Source organism: Flavobacterium sp. Arc2 (assembly GCF_041431385.1).
Lineage (GTDB): Bacteria > Bacteroidota > Bacteroidia > Flavobacteriales > Flavobacteriaceae > Flavobacterium.
The window spans coordinates 116,492-137,332 of the sequence record NZ_JASMRH010000001.1; the positions used below are offsets into that span (position 1 = coordinate 116,492).

Below are 20,841 nucleotides of genomic sequence, written 5' to 3' on the forward strand. Positions count from 1 at the left end.
TTAGTATTTGCATTTGCTTTAAACAGTCTCTTTCCTATTTATAAGGAAACGATACCCTTAATTGTGGAAACTTCCAGGTATTTATCAACTACTTCTTGAGAATCCTTAACCTGAACATCAACTGATATACTGGTAAACTTTCCTGTTTTGGATTTTGTCGTTTTAATAACGGCTCCCATACAATCAAAAGCCTGTTCTACTCGAGCAATGTTATCATTCTCAGAAGGTACAATAAACTTAAACAAATATAAGGCAGGCCAAGCATTAGCCATATCCAGCTCCGCTTTTAATCTAGTATAAAATTCTTCGGTGTTTTTATCCATTTTATATTTAAAAAAATAATAGCAAATATACGGTTTCAAATGCAAATTATGAATTATGAATTATTAATTTTTCCCAAAAACTATTATTTTAATGGTAATGATTTTTTCGATTTCCAATAAGTTTGAGTACTTTTGCGCCTTATTTCCAAAAAGTGCAGAAAGAAATCATAGTAATTATCGGAGGTCCGGGAACAGGAAAAAGTACTATTATCGATGGATTAATAGCCAAAGGTTTTTGTTGTTATCCTGAAATTTCCAGAGAAGTAACCCTAGAGGCAAAAAAACAAGGTATCGAGCAATTATTTCTCGAAAAGCCATTATTGTTCAGCGAACTACTTCTTGAAGGAAGAAAAAAACAATTCGTTGACGCACAAAATGAACCGCATGATGTTGTATTTATTGACCGCGGAATTCCTGATGTTTTAGCCTATATGCATTACATTGGAGACAGCTACCCCGCCTCTTTTGATGCTATTTGCAAAGAACACGTCTACAGTAAAATTTTCATTCTTCCTCCATGGGAAGCCATTTATGTGAGCGACGAAGCTCGCTATGAAAACTATGAACAAGCAAAATTGATTCAAAACCACCTTATAGAAACCTATGAAGGATATGGTTATTCTCTTACAGAAGTCCCTAAAGACACTCTAGATAACCGAATTCTTTTTATATTAGATGAAATTTCTAAGTAAATTAGTTGTTTGAGGTAGGAACTATGGATCATTGATTTGTAATTCGAATTTTGTAATCCAAATTCATAATTGATGTCAGAAGCATTACAAATCCTAAAAAAATACTGGAAACACGATTCCTTTAGGTCGTTGCAAAATGAAATCATTGATTCCGTTTTAAGCGGTAAGGATACCTTTGCCTTAATGCCTACTGGCGGAGGAAAATCAGTATGTTTTCAGATTCCAGCGATGATGAACAAAGGAATTTGCTTGGTAATTTCTCCTTTGGTAGCCTTAATGAAAGATCAAGTTGCCAATTTGCAACAGCGAAACATCAAAGCCATCGCATTAACAGGCGGAATAAAATCTGACGAAATGATTGACCTGTTGGATAATTGCCAATTTGGAAATTATAAATTCCTCTATTTATCGCCTGAACGCCTGCAGTCAGACTGGATATTAGAAAGAATAAAAAATCTTCCTATCAATTTGATAACCATCGATGAGGCACATTGTGTTTCGCAATGGGGACATGATTTCAGGCCAGCCTATTTAAAAATTTCCAACTTAAAAGCACATTTCCCTACGGTTCCTTTTTTAGCTTTAACCGCAACTGCGACACCTAAAGTTAAAGAAGATATTATCAACGAACTCGGCTTACATGAACCGCAGATTTTTGAAAAATCATTTGCTAGGAAAAACATAGCTTATATGGTTTTTGAAGTAGAGGACAAACTCTTTCGAATCGAACAAATTCTAAAGAAAAATCCTCAATCCTCAATAATCTATGTTAGGAACAGAAAATCCTGTATCGAAATTTCATCCCAATTACAATCTTTAGGATTTAAGGCCACTTACTATCATGGCGGACTAACATCTAGGGAAAAGGACAAGAATATGCAACTTTGGATGGAAGACAAGGCTCAGGTTATTGTTGCCACAAATGCATTTGGAATGGGAATCGACAAAGCAGATGTCAAGACCGTAATTCATATTCAGCTACCAGAAAATCTTGAAAATTATTATCAGGAAGCAGGTCGCTCTGGTAGAAATGGAGAAAAAGCGTTTGCCGTACTACTCACAAACCCTTCGGATATTAAACAGGCCGAAAATCAGTTTATCCACATTCTTCCTGACAAAAAGTTTCTGAACGAAATGTATAATAAACTATGTAATTTTTTCCAGATTGCATACGGAGAAGGAATCAACGAACGATTTTCATTCAACTTGAATCAGTTTTGTTTAAAATATAAGTTTCCAGTGTTAAAAACATACAACGCAATGCAGTTTTTAGATCGGCAAGGAATTATAACACTGTCACAAGAATTTTCAGAAAAAATTTTATTGCAGTTCATTATTCCTTCTAAAGAGCTAATTCGTTACATGAGTTTGAATCGCAACGACGAAGAAATCATTCTAGCCATCTTAAGAACATATGCTGGAATTTACGATACGCAAACTGCTTTTAATTTACAATTAATCGCAAAAAAATCAAAACATACTGAAGCTCAAGTACTCACCGTTTTACAGAAATTAAAAGAAAAAGACATTGTTGATTATCAATCAAAAAACAATGATGCCTCTTTTATTTTTAATGAAATTCGGGAAGACGAAAGAACCATTTCCAGAGTTTCTAAATATTTAGAAAACCAAAATCAATTAAAAAAAGACCAACTTAAATCAGTATTGTATTATATTAATGAGCAAAAAGTGTGTAAAAGCAAATTGATTTTGAGCTATTTTGGCGAAAAAACAAGTACTGATTGTGGCATATGCTCCTACTGTATTACTAAAAAAAATAAGAAAACAGATAGTTCTAGTCTTTCAAAAGAAATAATCTGCTTACTAAACATCGAGGATTTAAATTCCAGAGAGATTGAAAATAAAACAAATAAAAAATCAGACGATATTATATTTGTACTACAACAACTATTAGAAAACGAACGTATCCTGATAAAATCAAATAATAAATATACCTTAAAACTATAATGGAAAAATTAAGAATCGTATTTATGGGAACACCAGAATTTGCCGTTGGCATTTTGGATACTATAATGAAAAACAACTATACGGTTGTCGGGGTTATTACGGCCGCCGATAAACCAGCAGGCCGTGGCCAAAAATTAAAATATTCAGCGGTAAAGGAATACGCGATAGCAAACAATTTAAGACTATTACAGCCTACCAATCTTAAAGAAGAATCTTTCTTAGCCGAATTGAAGTCTCTAAATGCAAATTTGCAAATTGTTGTTGCCTTTAGAATGTTACCTAAAGTAGTTTGGGAAATGCCTGAATTAGGCACCTTCAATCTTCATGCATCTCTCCTACCCAATTATCGTGGGGCTGCACCTATAAACTGGGCAATAATAAACGGAGAAACAAAAACAGGAGTCACCACTTTTTTCATCGACGACAAGATTGATACTGGTGCGATGATCATGAGTTCAGAAATTGAGATTGATTCAAATGAAAACGCGGGACACTTGCACGACCGTTTAATGCATTTGGGTAGTGAAACCGTAATAAGCACTTTGGAGCTAATCGAAAAAGGAAATGTAACCACCACCATTCAGACTGATTCCTCTGACATCAAATCAGCATTTAAACTTAACAAAGAAAATTGCAAAATCGATTGGAAAAAATCAGCTTCAGAAATCAATAACCTAATTAGAGGCCTGAGCCCTTACCCTGCTGCCTGGAGTGTGTTTTTAGACAAAAATGAAGAATGGAATGTAAAAATCTATGATGCTAAGATACTACTTGAAGATCATGATTTAGCTATTGGTACTATGATCTGTACTAAGAAAGAAATGAAAATAGCAATAGAAAATGGGTTTATTCAGGTTCTAAGTTTACAGTTTCCTGGCAAAAAAAAGATGACAACACCTGAATTCCTCAATGGAATCACGTTTTCTGCCGACGCAAAAGTCTACTAACCTCAACAAAACAGGGTGGTTTTTACAAATCACAACAAATAACAGTGGTTTTATGAACAAAAAAAATAAGTTATCAACAAAACCAACTAAAATCCACGGAAACGCTTGCGAGGAAGGGATTTCCTGCTAAATTTGTGTATTAACAATTTTTTTTTAACCAACAATTAATAACTATTATTATGAACAAATCAGAATTAATCGATGCTATTGCTGCTGATGCAGGAATTACAAAAGCAGCTGCAAAATTAGCTTTAGAGTCATTTTTAGGAAATGTAAGTGGAACTTTGAAAGCTGGTGGTAGAGTATCACTAGTAGGTTTCGGATCATGGTCAGTTTCTGCGAGAGCAGCAAGAGACGGTAGAAACCCTCAAACAGGAAAAACTATTCAAATCGCAGCTAAGAATGTTGTAAAATTCAAAGCGGGTGCAGAATTAGAAAGTGCAGTAAACTAATTGTAAGATTTCAAAGCTATTATAATAAAAACCTTCCTGACGGAAGGTTTTTTTTTGCCTTTAAACGATTTTATTTGGTTATTTCTGTTATTTTTTCTTAAATTTATTAAAAAAATTACGGTATTATGATTTCAGAAAACTTAATAAAAGGACAACTACTTATAGCAGAGCCTTCTATAATTGGAGATCTATCATTTAATAGATCTGTAATTTTACTAGCAGACCATGACAAGGAAGGATCAGTAGGTTTTATTATCAATAAACCATTGAAATATACAATCAATGATTTACTCCCTGAAATCAATGCTTCTTTTAAAATCTATAATGGAGGACCTGTTGAACAAGACAACCTCTACTTTATCCACAATATTCCAGAACTTATACCAAATAGCATAGAAATTTCTAACGGTATCTATTGGGGCGGAGACTTTGAGTCCACAAAAGCGCTCATCAATAATGGAAAAATAAATAAAAACAATATCCGTTTCTTTTTAGGCTACACTGGATGGGAAGAAAATCAACTACAGTTGGAAATGATATCAAACTCGTGGATTGTTGCTCCAAATAGCTATAAAAACAAGATAATAGGTAAGGCTTCTGCTCATTTCTGGAAAGAACAAATCCTAGAGTTAGGAGGCGATTACATGATCTGGTCTAATGCTCCAGAAAATCCTTATTTAAACTAAGTCGCACTTACCACTTCATTTAATTTTAGTAACAGCATTTTTGCCAAGTCAATACGGAACTCTTTTTTTCTGTATTTTGTTATGGGTTGTATTCCTTTTATCACATTTGTAACAAACAATTCATCCGCTTTTTGTAAGTCAAAAGGAGAGATTACCTCTTCTACTACTTGCAAGTTATCCATCTTTTTAGCTAATGCTAATACCTGTTTCCTCATCACTCCATTTAGACAACCTTCAGAAACTGGCGGGGTAATTAATTTGCTCCCAGTAAGCATGAAAATATTTCCTTGAATTGCTTCAACAACATTCTTACTATCGTTTAATAGCAAGCAATTATCAAATCCATTTTCACTAGCAAAAATACTAGCCGTGATATTTAGAATTTTATTAGTTGTTTTTATAGAAGAAAGCAATTGCTTAGTAACATAAAAATCTTTAAATAAATCAACTTCATATTTCCCCTCAATGAATGAATAAAGCTTATCTTCTATACCTATGGTGTGAATCAAAAAAGAGACTGTATTAGTTTGAGGTAAATAATACCCACCATCTTTCCTAAAAACAGTAATTCTGGCACGAGACGAACTCGACAACGAATTATTAGCTACTAAAGAAAGAATTTGCTCTTCTAGGTACTCCATGGTGAAATCCATCGGAATCTCCATTCTAACCACGCGCATGGACGCCATCAGCCTAAAATAATGATCTTCTAAAAAAAGAATTTTAGAGTTTACGATTTTAACCGTTTCAAAAACGGCATCACCATATAAGAAAGCACGATTCTGCGTCAATATATTACTATCCTGAGATACAATAGTTCCATTAAAATTAATCATAAAAAAAGCCCTAAATTTAGTTTAGGGCAAATGTAAGTTATAATATACAATTTTACTATACAGATCCAATTAGATGTTTAAGATCTGAAATTTGGTTTCCCCATAATTGAGTCGCTTCATTAATTTCATCTTCTTCAGCAAAATCAACCACCATTAACGAAACATCTTTGGTTAGCTCATCGACTAAAATATGTAGTTCAAAAAAGTACTCAGTATCTTTACCGTTACCATCCACCCATTTAAACTTTACTTTTTCGCCTGATTTCTTTGAGGCAAGTCTAGCTTTTTCCTCAGAATCATTCCATATAAAGGTGAAAAACTCACCTCGAGAATTTACATTATCTGCAAACCACTCTGACAATCCAGATGGAGTCGAAATATATTGATACAATAATTGCGGAGAAGAATTTATGGGGAACTCTATTTCGTAACGTACTTTTAAATCCATGAGCTACATTTATATTTTTTCTCGAATATATAGAATATAATTCCATAAAAAAAACGTTTTTAAAAATATTTTTTTTTCTTTGTTTTTTGCTTGTATGCTGTGAAATTATTTTTATATTTGCACCCGCGTTCAGGGATTGTTATTCTTCGAACATTTGGCGAGGTAGCTCAGTCGGTTAGAGCGCAGGATTCATAACCCTGAGGTCACGAGTTCAAATCTCGTTCTCGCTACACACAAACCCTTAAACATCAATTGTTTAAGGGTTTTTTATTGAAATTCATTCCTCACTTAGTGAGGAAATAGAGTGAGGAAATTAAATAAAACACTAAGTTATCACCCTAATAATGTGAACAATACGTAACCAGACCTCAGGTTCAATCACACTAGTCCTTTTTTTGTTTTCATTTTTATATCAAGAAAAAAGTAGTGAAGTAATTTAACTGAAATTACCGAGCCGTTAAATAAGAACGGATTCAAAACTTCCCAGGGAAATAGCTATCATTTAATGAGTGCCAGAAGATTATTTGACCTTTACTTATATGCACTAGTATAAAGACTATTAATAGCAAATCAATAATAATATGTATTAAAAATTTCCAAAGGAAAAACATAACACAATACTGCTGTATTGTTTTAATTCATTTATAGAAAAAGTACTATAGTTTTAAAGTAATACACTTAAACTGATGTTATCTAAAAATAAAAACACAGCTATTTTGTTATAATTTATAACAACAAATACAATAAAATTTGTTATCATCTGTACTAATTTTGTAACGTATAAAAAAGAAAAGAAGATGGAAAGAGCATTTGTACAGATGGATTTGGATACTTTTTTTGTATCCTACCATAGACAGGGGAATTCAAAACTGGACGGCATCACTTTGATTACTGGTGGCTGCAATCATTGAAAGATGTAACATAATCCATCGGCACCGCATCAACAGGAACATGAAATTAACCTGCCAAGGCATAAAATGGAGCTGGCCGCAAAAAAAAGAGCTTTTGACTCTTTTAGGGAAAGGCAGCAGCGCTTTTTTAAAATTTTGCACAAGAATAACAATACAGTTCACGTTATATAACAAATGAAAAAACAGGAATACGCAATAGTAGATATAGAAACCACAGGCGGAAATGCCAGCGGCAGTCGCATTACAGAAATTGCCATTATTATCCATAACGGAACTAACATAATCGACCGCTGGGAAACCCTCGTCAACCCAGAAAAGGAAATACCGCTTGCCATTTTTTCGCTTACAGGCATTAACAATGAAATGGTACGTGATGCACCTATTTTTGATGCTATTTCTGAAAAGGTTTTAGAAATGCTTACCGGACGCATTTTCGTTGCACATAATGTCAACTTTGATTATTCATTTGTTCGCCATCAACTCGAAGCAAGCGGATTTAAATGGACTGCGCCAAAATTGTGTACCGTTCGCGCCGCAAGAAAGATTAAATCGGGATTGGGTTCGTACAGCTTGGGAAGACTTTGCCACTCGCTAGATATCCCTTTGATAAACCAACACCGTGCCGGTGGTGATGCGGATGCCACAGCCATATTGTTTTCACGTTTGCTGGAATGGGACGTCGAAGGCGTAATCGCAAAAATGATAAAAAAGACGGCACAAGACAAGCGCTTACCACCTAACCTACCGCCTGCTGATTTTGAGCAGTTACCTGAAAAAGTAGGGGTGTATTATTTTTACGATCAAACAAGGAAAGTCATTTACGTAGGAAAGGCTATCAACGTAAAAAAACGGGTGGCCTCCCATTTCAGTGGACATAATATCACGCCACAAAGGCAAAATTTCCTGAGAGAAATACACAGTATTTCCTTTGAAATATGTGCTACCGAATTAATGGCGCTGTTGCTGGAATGTACTGAAATTAAAAAGCTCTGGCCCACCTACAACAGGGCACTCAAACGCTTTGACCCTAAATATGGACTTTATGAGTATGAAGCCCGTAATGGATATCGGTATTTAGCAATTGGAAAACTGGAAAAATTTCAGGCGGGTATTGAATCTTTCAATAGCTTGTATAAAGGCATCAATGTATTGCGCAGCCTGGCCGAACAATTTGGCATTGATAACAGATTCTGTAGCTACGGCATGGACGACCGCGGAGAATTCATCCCAAAACCAGATCGGGACAATTTACCCGCAGTGGAACAACACAACGAGCAAGTTGAAAATGCCATTGCTTTTTTAGTAAAGAACAGGCCAAGCTTTGCCATTATAGACAAAGGGAGAACTTCTGAAGAACGCAGTTGCATTTGGGTTGAAAACGGTCACTTTTATGGCATGGGATATATCCCTTCGGATATTGGATTTACGGATCCCTCAGAGATAAAGGATCATGTCACTCCCTACAAAAGCAACCAATACATAGTGGATTTAATCCTTTCTTATGCTGAGAAATATCCGGGAAAAGTGCATTTTAAACAAAACGAGAAGGAATGATTATCCATTTCAATTACATCTAAATAAATTTACTTCGTCGAATTTACTTCCTCAGTCGCTACTTTTGTGTTATTTCCCGTTGGACCCGCGGCACTTGAGCTTTATTTTAAACCCATCCAGAATAATTCCGTCTAGCGTTCACCCGGCATTGCATTCAGTCCCATTCTATCAGGAGATGAATAAAGTTCAAAAATCAGAAATTCACAATTTTCATCAATTTGCCTTTTCGTAAATAACTTTGAATAATATTTCGCGCATCACGGTTGTTCTGCATGGGTATAAGTATGTTTTTTAGATTTTCGATCCGGGAAATTGGGGAGCTCAAATCATAAAAAGCGTAGCCCTTGTAAATTCCGTTTTCAATCAAAACTGCGCTAAGTTCACTGCTATTCCTCCCTCTGTCATGGAGTATCATACTATCCGCTTCGAAACTGCTTTTATCAATAAATTTTTGAACTCTTTCATTGTATTCTTCAGGTAAAACAGAGCCAATGCAGGCACCATCACATTCTTTTATTTGATATTGAAAACATTCCTTTTTTGTTTGATATAAACCTGTAAATTTTTGGCATAAACGATAGTGCGATGTAATGCTGAACAGGCTATTTTTGGCTTCTTGCAGGGAAGCAAAGGACGTAATTTCTTTTTTTTGACCATCTGCTTTTTGCAATTTTAAATTCAAATAGCCATTTTCATCTTTCTCAGCGTAGAGTACAAACTGAAAAATACTCTTTCTTTGCGCACGATTATAGATGGGTTTGTTGATTTTTATCTCTTCGCTTTCTTTCAATAAAGCAATGAGTTCACTTCCGGTTTCATAATAAGTTAGGGCAAAAACGTCAGTTTGAATTTTCTTGCATTTGGTGGAAGTTCCTGTAAAATGCTGCTTGATTCGTTTCTTAATGTTGTTGCTTTTGCCCACATAAACCAACTTTCCTTTTTCGTTGTGCATGTAATAAACGCCCGTAGTGGAAGGCGCACTTTCTAAAAGGTTCTTCAATTTGGGAGCAATTCCTTTTTGGACTTCAAATTTGATGTGCTCTTCTACTATTTCATTATTGAGATTCGTATCCAAAAATAGTTTAAACAACTTCAGGGTGGCCAATGCATCCCCACTCGCACGGTGGCGGTCTGCGATAGGTATACCCACATCACGAACTAATTTACCCAAACTGTAGGAAGCTTGTTTAGGCAATAATCTTTTGGATAGTTCTAGCGTGCAAAGTGTTTTTTTATTAAAATCATATCCCAAACGGAGAAATTCAGTGCGAAGAATTCGATAATCAAAACTGGCATTGTGGGCTACCAAAACGCAATCGGTGGTCATTTCAATAATGCGTTTGGCCACTTCAAAAAATTTTGGAGCGCTTTGTAACATCACATTATCTTTCCCGGTTAATTTTACTACAAAAGGCTGAATCGGAATTTCAGGATTGATCAAACTGATAAATTGATCCACGATTTGATGACCATCATATTTATAAATGGCGATTTCGGTAATCCCTTCTTGATTGGATTGTCCTCCCGTAGTTTCGATGTCTAGTATTGCGTACAAAATTCAGTGTTCAATTTACGGTGTTCAATTTACAGTATTTCTGCAAGCAGTTTTCTTGCAGCAAAGATACTACTTCCTGTCCGAACCACCGGGTCTACCATATTCAATTGAGAGCGAATTATCACTGGACATTGCAATTGGGATCTAATTCCGGCATGGGCCAGAAACTCTCCTTCAAAAATTCAGTTGATAAAAGATGCTTGGTTATTGCTAATGGCTATTACGAATGGCAGTGGTTGGATCCAAAAGGGAAAGCAAAACAAAAATACGAATTGCGCTTGCCCTATGAATAACTGTTTGCTTTTGAGGGATTATATTCCCATTGGATAGATAAAGAAACCGGAGAAATTAAAAACAACTACACCATATTCACCACCGAAGCCAATCCCCTACTGACAGAAATCCACAATCATAAAAAAAGAAGAAGAATCCAAATGGTTGAATCATGAACCAATAGAACACTTTGCATTCCCCTATTCTGCTGATTTGATTACTGTTAAATTATATATAAATGATAATATTTAAACACTACGGTAGTTTCTATTTTTGTTTCACCACGCTCTTCAAGAACCGTATTACTGGAAGGATAATTATTTTCTACAATGCTCAAAAAAGCGGCTCTAACTTCATTAGGTTTCGCATCTAAACCAATTCCCAAAATAGCTTGGGGAACATCAAAACGGAATAAAGTGCCATTAAACAAAGCATCATCAATACCGTCGGCAGCATTATCAGGAACCAACCCAAAATGATTCATCATGGCGGCATCCTGTTGCAACAATTCAATGATAGTGAGTAAATAATTGATCCTCACCTAATCCATTAGGCAAACTAATGGAAGCTGCGTCAATAATCAGAGAGCATTAAAGAATCGTTTTCCATTTGATATTTTTTATAAAATTACAAAAAATTAGCAAAATCCAGGGCTTATTCATTTTCTGTTGTTAAACAGGTTTAGCCCTTTTTAAAATATTATGGTTTAAATAATTTGTATAAAAAGCCTACTGATTCAGTAAAACATTTAGAATAGAAAAGAGTGAGGAAAAAGAGTGAGGAAAAATAAAAAATACGACATAAACCAATTTAAGCTAAAAAAAACAACATCTAACAATCAACACTTTACAAATTAATAAAAGTCACATTTCAATTTTCATAACCCTGAGGTCACGATTTCAAATCTCGTTCTCGCTACAGACTTAAAGTCATATAAATCAAGGATTAGTGCAAAAGTTGGGGATTATCCAAAAAGGTTAGATAATCTAAAAAGAAAAAAGTCAATTTTACGAACTCCTCTAAACTGACTTCTAAATACTTTGATTTTTGCATTAAAAGATTCTACAGAAGCATTAGCACTTCGATTGTTAAAGTAGTTTTGTATTGAGAATGATATTAAGGTTTTTAAAACCTGATTCCTCCACTTTTCTATAGCACTGAGCTAATTTTAACGTAGCAATATTCCTTTTGTTATTACTGTTGTAGATAGTTGGTAATTGCTGTGTTAAAGCATCTGCTTTTTTAGCAACTTCGTAAATAGCTAAGTGAGTTCCTGTTTTTTTGAGGTAAATAATCCATTGATGTGCGCGTTTTCTAGGCTCTCACGTGCTAAATGTACCGAGGTGTCTTTTGTACTGTCTTTGAAATTTTTTTACAATTAACCCCAAAGAAACTGCAAATCGTTTGACAATTAATAGCTGTGTTATCTATTAATTTCTTTTAAAAAAGCCCCAAATTCTTACGTCATTCTTGCTTCTTTAGCAACTAACAGTCACTCTATTTAATGATTTTACTAGTTATTTCGTTTGTCCAACCACTGTCTTTAATGTGTAAATACACAAACTTGCCCCTAAAAGGAAAATCTTGGATTGTTATTTCATCTAGAAAGCCTTTATATACTAATTCTACAGCGTCAAACTCTTTTCGAGGTGTTGCTTTTTCTTCAAAATATAGATGAAGGTTTTCTTCAGAATTAGTTGCAGAAATTATTTCAAAATTCTCTATCAAAAAATCAGGAAGCATAAATTTTAAAAGGTCTATGGAAGTCATATTTCATTGTTAATTCTAAAAACATCTTCTTTTCTTCTAAAACTTCTCCCTAGATTTTGTTCCTAATCCACAATATTTAAAACCTAGAATTTATAATAGGGATAATGATATCAAATTATGCAATCAATTCTCAAAACTGGAATAGCCTACAACTCATTCTAGAGATTGGTATGTCTATTATAAATTAATTTATAACTGTGCCGGGAAATTCAAATTCATGTTTACTATTAATACTGGGTTTAATTTTTGTAATCAGGTATACATTTCCCCTAATCAATAAGAGTTTGTTCTTTAAATTAAGCCTCTTGATATCGATTTACAGCGGTAGTGAATCGTACTTTAGCAACTGTGTTTTTATATATGAAATATCATTAAAAGTGGGTATGGTTAAACTCCTATAAACATTGTTAATTTACATGATAAATCAATCCACACAAAATTTAAAATAATTGAATTATCCTTCCTTATAAAATACATTTTTTACGGAAAACCGTAGAAGAGTCATTCTTATAATTTGTATGTTTGAAAATTATTATTAAAGGATTAAATATAATCACCCATCGTAGCAAGATACATTTATGAAACACCTGTACAGAATTATATTTTTATTTATCTTCCTATTTACTACAATATCTAGTGTTCACTCCCAAACAATCAATTTAATTCGATTTAACAATACGGCTAATTATACTGCTGGTTCAGGAGTTTCAGTGATAATTAACCCAACAGGAATATTTAAATTGAATAATCAATTTATTCTGGAACTGTCTAATGTTGGAGGGGCATTCACAACACCTACAACCTTAAACACTTTAAATGAGTTTTATGCTCCAGTGATTAATGGTACACTTCCTGCTGGTCTTGCTGCTGGAACTTATAAATTAAGGGTAAGAGCGACAACAGGTTTGGGGACAACACCAGAAACATATTCCGTAGTAGAGACTTTATCATTTAATATTATACTGGGAAGTAGCGATGTACCATCTGCTACTTCTGAATTACCCAATAACAGTTCTTTTTTTAATTGTACTCTAAGTTGTTTAAAAACAATAAACACATTTGGCTCTTTGACTCAAAGTTTTGGAGCTACTAGTACTATTTTACCAAAAAAGAAAATCACAATTTGTAATTATTCAAATACCGATAATTATAAAATAACCTTAATAGACTTAATTAACGGAACACAAACTCCAATATTATACAACAATGGAAATGGAGATATAATAATCCCTGATAATTTAACCATTGGGACATATATTTTTGAAATTGAAAAAAACAATAATTCGGTGTATAGTTTAGTGTTTTTGTTTCATGGTAATGGTACCAGTTTAGGCAACTCAACAAGTGAAGTAGTTTGCGTGGGCGTGGATGTTTCATTTACGGTTGACATAACAAATCAAGGAATAGGAAGAAATTACAATGGTTCCAAATATATAATTGATTTTGGAGACAACTCAACTTTGCTTGAACTTACTCAAGCACAATTGATGTCTAATCCAACAGTAACCCATAACTATACAACCGTTTCTTGTGCCAAAACAGACAGTAATTTTATTATAAAAGAAACCCTTTTAAATAAAGGTGTCTACAATGGAGGTGTTAATACAAATTACTGTACTGAATTTCATAAGAATGGAAATGGTGTTGAGAAAAAAGTAAACGTGAGTTTAGCTCCCAAAGCAGATTTCACATTAGCCAATAAACAATGTATAAATCTAGATATTATTGCCACAAATAAAACTATATTAGGATCTTATGGAAGTAGTGGCAATTGTCTTGATAAAGCAACTTTTACTTGGTATTACAAAAAACCAGGAGATCTTGCCTTTACTGAGGTTACAATCTCTAACTGGATTGATTCTTCGAATAATTTAAGAATTCCGAAAAGCATAATATCTACACCTGGTTGCTGGGAAATAAAGTTGACAGCAGTAAATGACGACTTATGCCAGACTATAACTGAGGCAATCCATACCATAAAAATAGAGGTTCAACCAACTGCTTCATTCACAAATTCACCACAATCACCTATTTGTCCAAATACAGAAATCCAATTTACAAATACGTCAAATGTAATTAATCTTAATTGTCAGGACCCTACCTACGCATGGACTGTTTCACCCTCGACTGGTTATCAATTTGTCAATCCGTCTAATTCTGCTTCAAAAGACACTAAAATATTATTTACAAACCCAGGCACTTATACTGTACTATTATCTGTCACAAATTCTTGTGGAACTGTTGTGTCAGTACCAAAAATTATTGAAGTTTCAGGAAGTCCTACAGTAAGTTTTATTCCCAATACACTATCAATATGTCAGACGTCACCCAATTACACAATTGATTTTAGTCAAGCGGGGACGAAGCCAAATTATAGTGCAGCTCCTTATGCTCCAACAAATTTCTTATGGTCCATTTCCGGCCTTGGTGTCACTGCAGCAGATTACAGTTATACAGGCGGAACAACGGCTAGCAGTCAGTTCCCTAAAATTAACTTTACTGCATTTAAAACGTATAATATCACCGTAGTTGTTAATGGAAATTGTGCAGGCTCGGGTCAAGCTACTTTTAGTTTTGTATTAAATGAATTCCCTACTTTAATTGTTACAAATCCCTCAGCAGTTTGTTCTCCTGCTACTGTAGACATTACAGCACCAGGAATTACATTAGGTTCAGACAGCGGGTTAATTTATAGTTATTGGACAAACACATCAGCAACAATATCAATGCCAACAGCAGCTGCGATAACAGTATCAGGTACTTATTACATCAAAGCAACGAATTCAAACGGCTGTTTTATAATTAAACCAGTAATAGCAACAGTAAATGCTTTACCTATTATAGGAGGCACATTATCTACATGTATTGGTGCAAGCTCGCAATTATCAGGTTCAACACCACCAACTTCAGGTAATCCCTGGATTTCATCTGATACTAGTGTAGCAACAATAAACAGTGCAGGTTTAGTTTCTCCAATAGCAATAGGTACAACAGTAATAACTTATACAAATTCTAATGGTTGCTCAAAAAGTGAAACATTTACAGTTAATGCTTTACCTTCAATTTCAGGCACTACGTCAGCATGTATAAATGCAACTTCACAATTAACGGGTTCTGCAGCACCAGCTTCAAGTTTGCCATGGACTTCGTCAAATACTGCTATTGCAACAGTTAGCAATACAGGACTGGTGACGGCTAAAGCGATAGGTTCGGTAACAATTACTTATAAGAACTCAAGTAATTGTGCGGTCACTTCCAATTTTACGGTGAATGCTTTGCCAACGCTTACAGGTACTTTCTCTGTTTGTACCAATTCAACTTCGCAATTAACAGGTTCTGGAACTTCGGCTTCAAGTTCGCCATGGGCATCTTCAAATCCTACTATCGCTACAGTCAATAGTACCGGATTTGTAAACGCCCTGACGGCTGGTACGACAATAATTAGTTATACAAATTCGGATGGTTGTACAGTAAATATAACATTTACAGTAAATAACCTTCCAACAATAACAGGATCGTCAAAAGGATGTATAGGGACTACAACACAATTATCAAGTTCGGGTACAGCTAGCACTAGTTCGCCATGGATATCTTCAAATCCTTCTATTGCGACAGTCAATAATACAGGACTAGTGTCAAGTATAACAGCTGGAACAACAACAATTACATATAAAAACAGTAATGGTTGTACTGTTGATTTCTTATTTTCTGTAAATGAATTGCCTAATTTAATTGTTACAAATCCCTCAGCAGTTTGTTCTCCTGCTACTGTAGACATTACAGCACCAGGAATTACATTAGGTTCAGACAGCGGGTTAATTTATAGTTATTGGACAAACACATCAGCAACAATATCAATGCCAACAGCAGCTGCGATAACAGTATCAGGTACTTATTACATCAAAGCAACGAATTCAAACGGCTGTTTTATAATTAAACCAGTAACAGCAACAGTAAATGCTTTACCTGTTATAGGAGGCACATTATCTGTATGTATTGGTTTTACCTCACAATTAATTGGTTCTGCAACAGCATCCACAACTTCACCTTGGTCATCTTCAAATCCTGCTGTTGCTACAGTTAATGATACAGGATTAGTAACTGCATTAACAAGCGGAACTTCAATAATTACATATACAAATTCTAATGGTTGTCTAAAAACGGTAACATTTATTGTAAATAATAATCCAATTATTATAAGCCCACAAATCCAAACCATCTGTTCCAATACTGCCTTTTCAATAATTCCCTCAGACGGATCGGGAAACATCGTTCCAGCTGGAACTACTTATTCTTGGGGAGTTCCAGTCATCACGGGAGGAATTACGGGAGCTGCAGCATTAACAAATCAAACAACTATTAATGGGACCTTAGTAAATCCAACAAATGATGTTCACACAGCCACTTATACCATAACCCCAAAATCGGGCAGCTGTATTGGCTCTTCATTTACGGCAGTGGTCACGGTAAACCCTTCTCCAAAAGTTGTTTTTTCGGGAGGCAACCAAACACTATGTTCCGGAGATATCAGTTCGCCAATAACATTAACGAGCCCGACTACCGGAACGGTAACTTTCAATTGGACCGCAAACGTTCCAGCGGGAATTTCTGGAGCAACAGCTTCTGGAATGGGTACAATACCAACTCAAACGCTAATCAATTTAACCACAAATCCACTAACCGTAACTTATACGGCGGCAGCCACTTTCGAAAATAATGGGGTTTCTTGTTCGGGCCCGACTTTAGATTATAAAATAATTGTAAATCCTGCCATAATAACATCCAGCATCCTGTCTAATTTCAATGGTTTCAATGTGAGTTCTGTTGGAGTATCTGATGGAGCAATTAATGTTACAGTTATGGGAGGTTCGGGTGCTTATACCTATTTGTGGTCGGGACCAGGCGTTTTTTCGGCCATAAGCCAGGATATTTCTAATGTTGCCGCGGGAGCGTATACGCTAACCATAAATGACGGCTTATGTAATGCTGTCATATTAAATTTTACTTTGACCTCCCCCCTGCCGTTACTCATCCAGGAAGATACCGCGGCACATAGCGATGTTTTGTGTTTTGGTTATTTGACTGGTATTATTAAAGTTGCTATTACACAACAATCTGTTGGCCCTTATGATTATGTATTGACTTTGCAAGGAGGCGGACCAATAATTAGTATTATTGATTCAGCGGCTACGAATTATACTTTTACGGGTTTGGCAGCAGGGATTTATGACATAAAAGTTACGGATGCAAATGGGAGTGTAAAGACAATTCCCGGAATAGTCATTACACAGCCCAGCGGCATCACTGCTTCCATCTCAGGAAAAACAGATGTTAGCTGTGCAGGCAATGCAACAGGTTCAGCAACGGTAACTGCCAGCGGTGGTATTGGAAACTTAACTTATTCCTGGAATACCAGCCCGATTCAAACTTTAGCAACAGCCACTGCATTGACGGCAGGAACTTATACCGTTACTATAACTGATGCCAATAACTGTTCGATACAAAAACAAGCAGTTATTACGGAACCAAATATAATTGTTACGTCTATCGCTTCCCAAACCAATGTATTATGTTTTGGAAACAGTACGGGCTCCGCAACGGTTCTCGCTAGCGGAGGCACGGGAGTTCTAACCTATTCCTGGAATACGGTACCGGTACAATCAATTGCAACTGCGACCGGTTTAACGACAGGAAATTATAATGTAACCGTTACAGATGCTAATGGTTGTTCAAAAGTGCAAACGGTGCTCATAACACAGCCATTAGGAGCGTTAAGTTCAATAATCTCCAACTCAAATAACGTAAGTTGTTTTGGCGGCAATGACGGAAGCGCTACCGTTTCAGTTTCTGGAGGAACTTCCCCTTATTCTTACTCGTGGAATACCAGCCCAATTCAAACCTTGTCAACAGCTACCGGATTAAAAGCAGGGATTTATAACGTAACTGTTACAGACGCAAACGGATGCGGAATTTCAAGTCCAATCACAATAACAGAACCAGCGGGAATGAGCGCAATTATAACCGCCCAAACGGATGTTTTCTGTTCAGGAAACAGTACCGGTTCAGCAACTGTAACTGCTAATGGAGGAACATCACCTTTTACCTATTCTTGGAATACAACACCAATACAAACTTCGAATGTTGCCATAAATCTGGCAATTGGAACATATACAGTTACCGTCACAGATTCGAAAGCTTGTTCGACAAGCACGCAGGCCATAATAACGGAACCCAACGGAATTGTAACCGCAATCGCTTCTCAAACCAATGTGGATTGTTTCGGGAATAATACGGGCGCAGTTTCCGTTTTAGCCAGTGGGGGAACAGGAACATTGACGTACTCCTGGGATACGGTCCCGGTACAAACTTCGTTAAATGCAACAGGCTTAATAGCGGGAACTTATCATTTGACCGTTACCGATGCTAACAATTGTGCCAAGGTTCAAACAGTAAATATTACTCAACCCGACGATATTGTTATAACCACTGATTTAGAAAAAGACATTAGTTGTTTTAATGATGCCAATGGCGAAATTAAAATCACGATTTCCGGCGGAACATTAAACTATAAATTCACCTGGACCAAAAATGGAACCCCTTATGCAACCACAAAAGACCTATCAAATTTAAGTCCTGGAGTATACGTTGTTTCGGTTTCAGATGCTAACAATTGCGGTCCAAAAACAAGGCCATTTACTATTACTGAACCGCCAATATTAGCTGTAAGCCTGATAAGCCAGACCAATATATTGTGTTTTGGAGAATCTACAGGAGCTATAAATATTTCGGCAGTTGGAGGAACACCCGCAATTTCCGGTTATAATTTTGCCTGGACAGGACCAAATGGATTTACAAGTTCCAATAAAAATCTAAGTGCTATTATTGCTGGAACTTATGATTTGGTTGTAACCGATAATTCAGGCTGTTCCAAAACATTAAGTGTTACGCTAAGCCAACCAACGAATATTGTTTTGACTGCCACAACCACGCCAATAATCTGTTATGGATCTAATGATGCTTCCATCACCCTTACCATAAATGGAGGTGTTGCTCCCTATGCAATCGTCTGGAGTAATATGGGAGGCGGCACTTTCCAGGACAATCTATCCGCTGGTGATTATCTGATTACCGTTACAGACTCCAATAATTGTACAAAAACCCTGAATGTAAATATTCCCGAAGCACCGATTTTCACAATCAACCCGGTTGTCAAAGACATCAGCTGTTTTGGTGATCATAATGGCAGTATTAATCTAAATCTAGTGGGTGGTATCGCTCCGGTAAAATTGACTTGGGATGATAATGCCACGGCAGGAAATGTCAGGAATAATTTGGGCCCGGGTTCTTACACGGTAACGATTGTTGACAGCAAGCCCTGTACAATCAAAAGAACTTTTATCATATTGGAACCTCAATTATTAGCACTTTCGGCCAATGTTACCAATGCCTTTGATTGTGATAATGCCAATAGCGGCGCGATAAACCTCCTTGTTGCAGGCGGCACGGCGCCATTTACCTATACCTGGTCTAACGGTACGACCACGGAAGATTTGTTCAATATTTCCGCAGGGAATTATTTGGTTACGGTAAAAGATGCAAACGGCTGTTCAAAACAGGCGCAATTTAGTATCAATAGGCCACCGGCTATAGTGATCGGAGTGGTTACCAAAACCGAATTTGACTGTGAAACCAAATACGTTAAACAAAGTTTTGTAGCCCAAGTTTCTGGCGGGGTTCCACCCTACCAATTAGTTTGGTCAAGCGGAACGGTTAGCGGAGCGAATAATGAAACGATGAATACCAGTCAAAACGGGACAGCTATACTATACGTAACCGATGCCATCGGCTGTAAGTCAAATTACTCCTTCAATGTTAAATTGCAGTACCTTGGAACGCCTTCTTATAATGCAAGTTCTTATGCATATTCAAGTTATGGGTCTTATTCGATAAATGACCCCATTCAGTTTACCAATACTGCCACTGGAGATTATATCAGCGTGGCCTGGGATTTTGGAGACGGCAGCGTTTCGACAGAACCTAACCCAGTGCATACCTTCATAAATCCAAAAGATTATGTTGTAACCCAAACAGTAACCTACCCTTTCGGATGCGTATATGTGCAAAAAATCACCTTTATTGTTGAAAAAGGATATTTATTGGTAGTTCCTAACGCTTTTACTCCAAATGACGATAATCTCAATGATACGTTCAGACCTGTCACTAAGGCTTTAAAAAATGTTCGATTGGACATCTACGATACCTGGGGTTCATTGATCTATTCAGAGACAGGAGAAATTTTGCGAGGTTGGGATGGTAAAATAAAAGGACAGAATGCGGAAAACGGTAATTACTACTGCAAAGTCAGCGGAGAAACTTTTTATGGAACTGTTGTCAATGTAAACCATCCTTTTGTATTAATAAAATAA

At 36.0% G+C, this 20,841-nt stretch carries 15 protein-coding genes and 1 tRNA gene; 9 read left to right on the top strand and 7 right to left on the bottom strand.

The window, feature by feature from the left end:
- Positions 1-38 precede the first annotated feature (38 nt).
- Positions 39-323 carry a DUF493 family protein gene (locus QO182_RS00590; RefSeq protein ID WP_371541106.1) on the bottom strand — a complete coding sequence of 95 codons (285 nt, stop codon included), beginning with the start codon at positions 321-323 and terminating at the stop codon, positions 39-41.
- Between the two features lie 152 nt (positions 324-475).
- Between QO182_RS00590 and QO182_RS00595 the strand changes: the two genes are divergently transcribed.
- The 5 genes from QO182_RS00595 (at position 476) to QO182_RS00615 (ending at position 5,068) form a co-directional block, all read left to right on the top strand.
- Positions 476-1,015 carry an AAA family ATPase gene (locus QO182_RS00595; RefSeq protein ID WP_371559317.1) on the top strand — a complete coding sequence of 180 codons (540 nt, stop codon included), beginning with the start codon at positions 476-478 and terminating at the stop codon, positions 1,013-1,015.
- A 72-nt stretch (positions 1,016-1,087) separates the two neighbouring features.
- Positions 1,088-2,983, top strand: a complete 1,896-nt coding sequence (locus tag QO182_RS00600; protein WP_371559319.1) for an ATP-dependent DNA helicase RecQ — start codon at positions 1,088-1,090, stop codon at positions 2,981-2,983.
- Positions 2,983-3,930: a methionyl-tRNA formyltransferase gene (fmt, locus tag QO182_RS00605; RefSeq protein WP_371559324.1), complete on the top strand. Its 948-nt coding sequence runs from the start codon at positions 2,983-2,985 to the stop codon at positions 3,928-3,930. The genes QO182_RS00600 and fmt overlap by 1 nt, the downstream gene beginning before the upstream one ends.
- Positions 3,931-4,109: 179 nt before the next feature.
- Entirely contained in the window at positions 4,110-4,382 is a 273-nt protein-coding gene (locus QO182_RS00610; RefSeq protein ID WP_371541099.1) for an HU family DNA-binding protein, read from the top strand.
- 125 nt (positions 4,383-4,507) lie between these two features.
- A complete protein-coding gene (locus QO182_RS00615; protein ID WP_371559328.1) occupies positions 4,508-5,068 on the top strand; it encodes a YqgE/AlgH family protein in 561 nt (186 codons plus the stop codon).
- On the opposite strand, the gene QO182_RS00620 is transcribed toward QO182_RS00615, so the two are convergent.
- Both QO182_RS00620 and QO182_RS00625 read right to left on the bottom strand, forming a co-directional pair.
- Entirely contained in the window at positions 5,065-5,904 is an 840-nt protein-coding gene (locus QO182_RS00620) for an aminotransferase class IV (RefSeq protein ID WP_371559331.1), read from the bottom strand. The two genes, QO182_RS00615 and QO182_RS00620, sit on opposite strands and share 4 nt — an antisense overlap.
- A 55-nt stretch (positions 5,905-5,959) precedes the next feature.
- Positions 5,960-6,352: an START-like domain-containing protein gene (locus QO182_RS00625; RefSeq protein WP_371541094.1), complete on the bottom strand. Its 393-nt coding sequence runs from the start codon at positions 6,350-6,352 to the stop codon at positions 5,960-5,962.
- A gap of 156 nt (positions 6,353-6,508) precedes the next feature.
- Between QO182_RS00625 and QO182_RS00630 the strand changes: the two genes are divergently transcribed.
- A tRNA-Met gene (locus QO182_RS00630) sits at positions 6,509-6,582 on the top strand.
- An 855-nt stretch (positions 6,583-7,437) separates the two neighbouring features.
- Complete coding sequence (locus QO182_RS00635) at positions 7,438-8,817, top strand: exonuclease domain-containing protein (protein WP_371559334.1); 1,380 nt, start codon at positions 7,438-7,440, stop codon at positions 8,815-8,817.
- 193 nt (positions 8,818-9,010) lie between these two features.
- Here the strand turns inward: QO182_RS00635 and QO182_RS00640 are convergent, their stop codons facing one another.
- Positions 9,011-10,372, bottom strand: a complete 1,362-nt coding sequence (locus QO182_RS00640) for an exonuclease domain-containing protein (protein WP_371559336.1) — start codon at positions 10,370-10,372, stop codon at positions 9,011-9,013.
- A gap of 107 nt (positions 10,373-10,479) precedes the next feature.
- Between QO182_RS00640 and QO182_RS00645 the strand changes: the two genes are divergently transcribed.
- Entirely contained in the window at positions 10,480-10,665 is a 186-nt protein-coding gene (locus QO182_RS00645; protein WP_371559338.1) for an SOS response-associated peptidase family protein, read from the top strand.
- 203 nt (positions 10,666-10,868) lie between these two features.
- On the opposite strand, the gene QO182_RS00650 is transcribed toward QO182_RS00645, so the two are convergent.
- The 3 genes from QO182_RS00650 to QO182_RS00660 all read right to left on the bottom strand — a co-directional run bounded on the left by QO182_RS00650 (position 10,869) and on the right by QO182_RS00660 (position 12,415).
- Positions 10,869-11,132: a hypothetical protein gene (locus tag QO182_RS00650; protein ID WP_371559340.1), complete on the bottom strand. Its 264-nt coding sequence runs from the start codon at positions 11,130-11,132 to the stop codon at positions 10,869-10,871.
- 477 nt (positions 11,133-11,609) lie between these two features.
- Positions 11,610-11,798 (bottom strand): transposase, encoded by a 189-nt coding sequence (locus tag QO182_RS00655; RefSeq protein ID WP_371559553.1) that lies wholly within the window; start codon positions 11,796-11,798, stop codon positions 11,610-11,612.
- Between the two features lie 344 nt (positions 11,799-12,142).
- Positions 12,143-12,415 carry a transposase gene (locus QO182_RS00660; RefSeq protein ID WP_371559342.1) on the bottom strand — a complete coding sequence of 91 codons (273 nt, stop codon included), beginning with the start codon at positions 12,413-12,415 and terminating at the stop codon, positions 12,143-12,145.
- A gap of 578 nt (positions 12,416-12,993) precedes the next feature.
- On the opposite strand from QO182_RS00660, the gene QO182_RS00665 reads away from it, so the two are divergent.
- Positions 12,994-20,841, top strand: a complete 7,848-nt coding sequence (locus tag QO182_RS00665; RefSeq protein ID WP_371559344.1) for an Ig-like domain-containing protein — start codon at positions 12,994-12,996, stop codon at positions 20,839-20,841.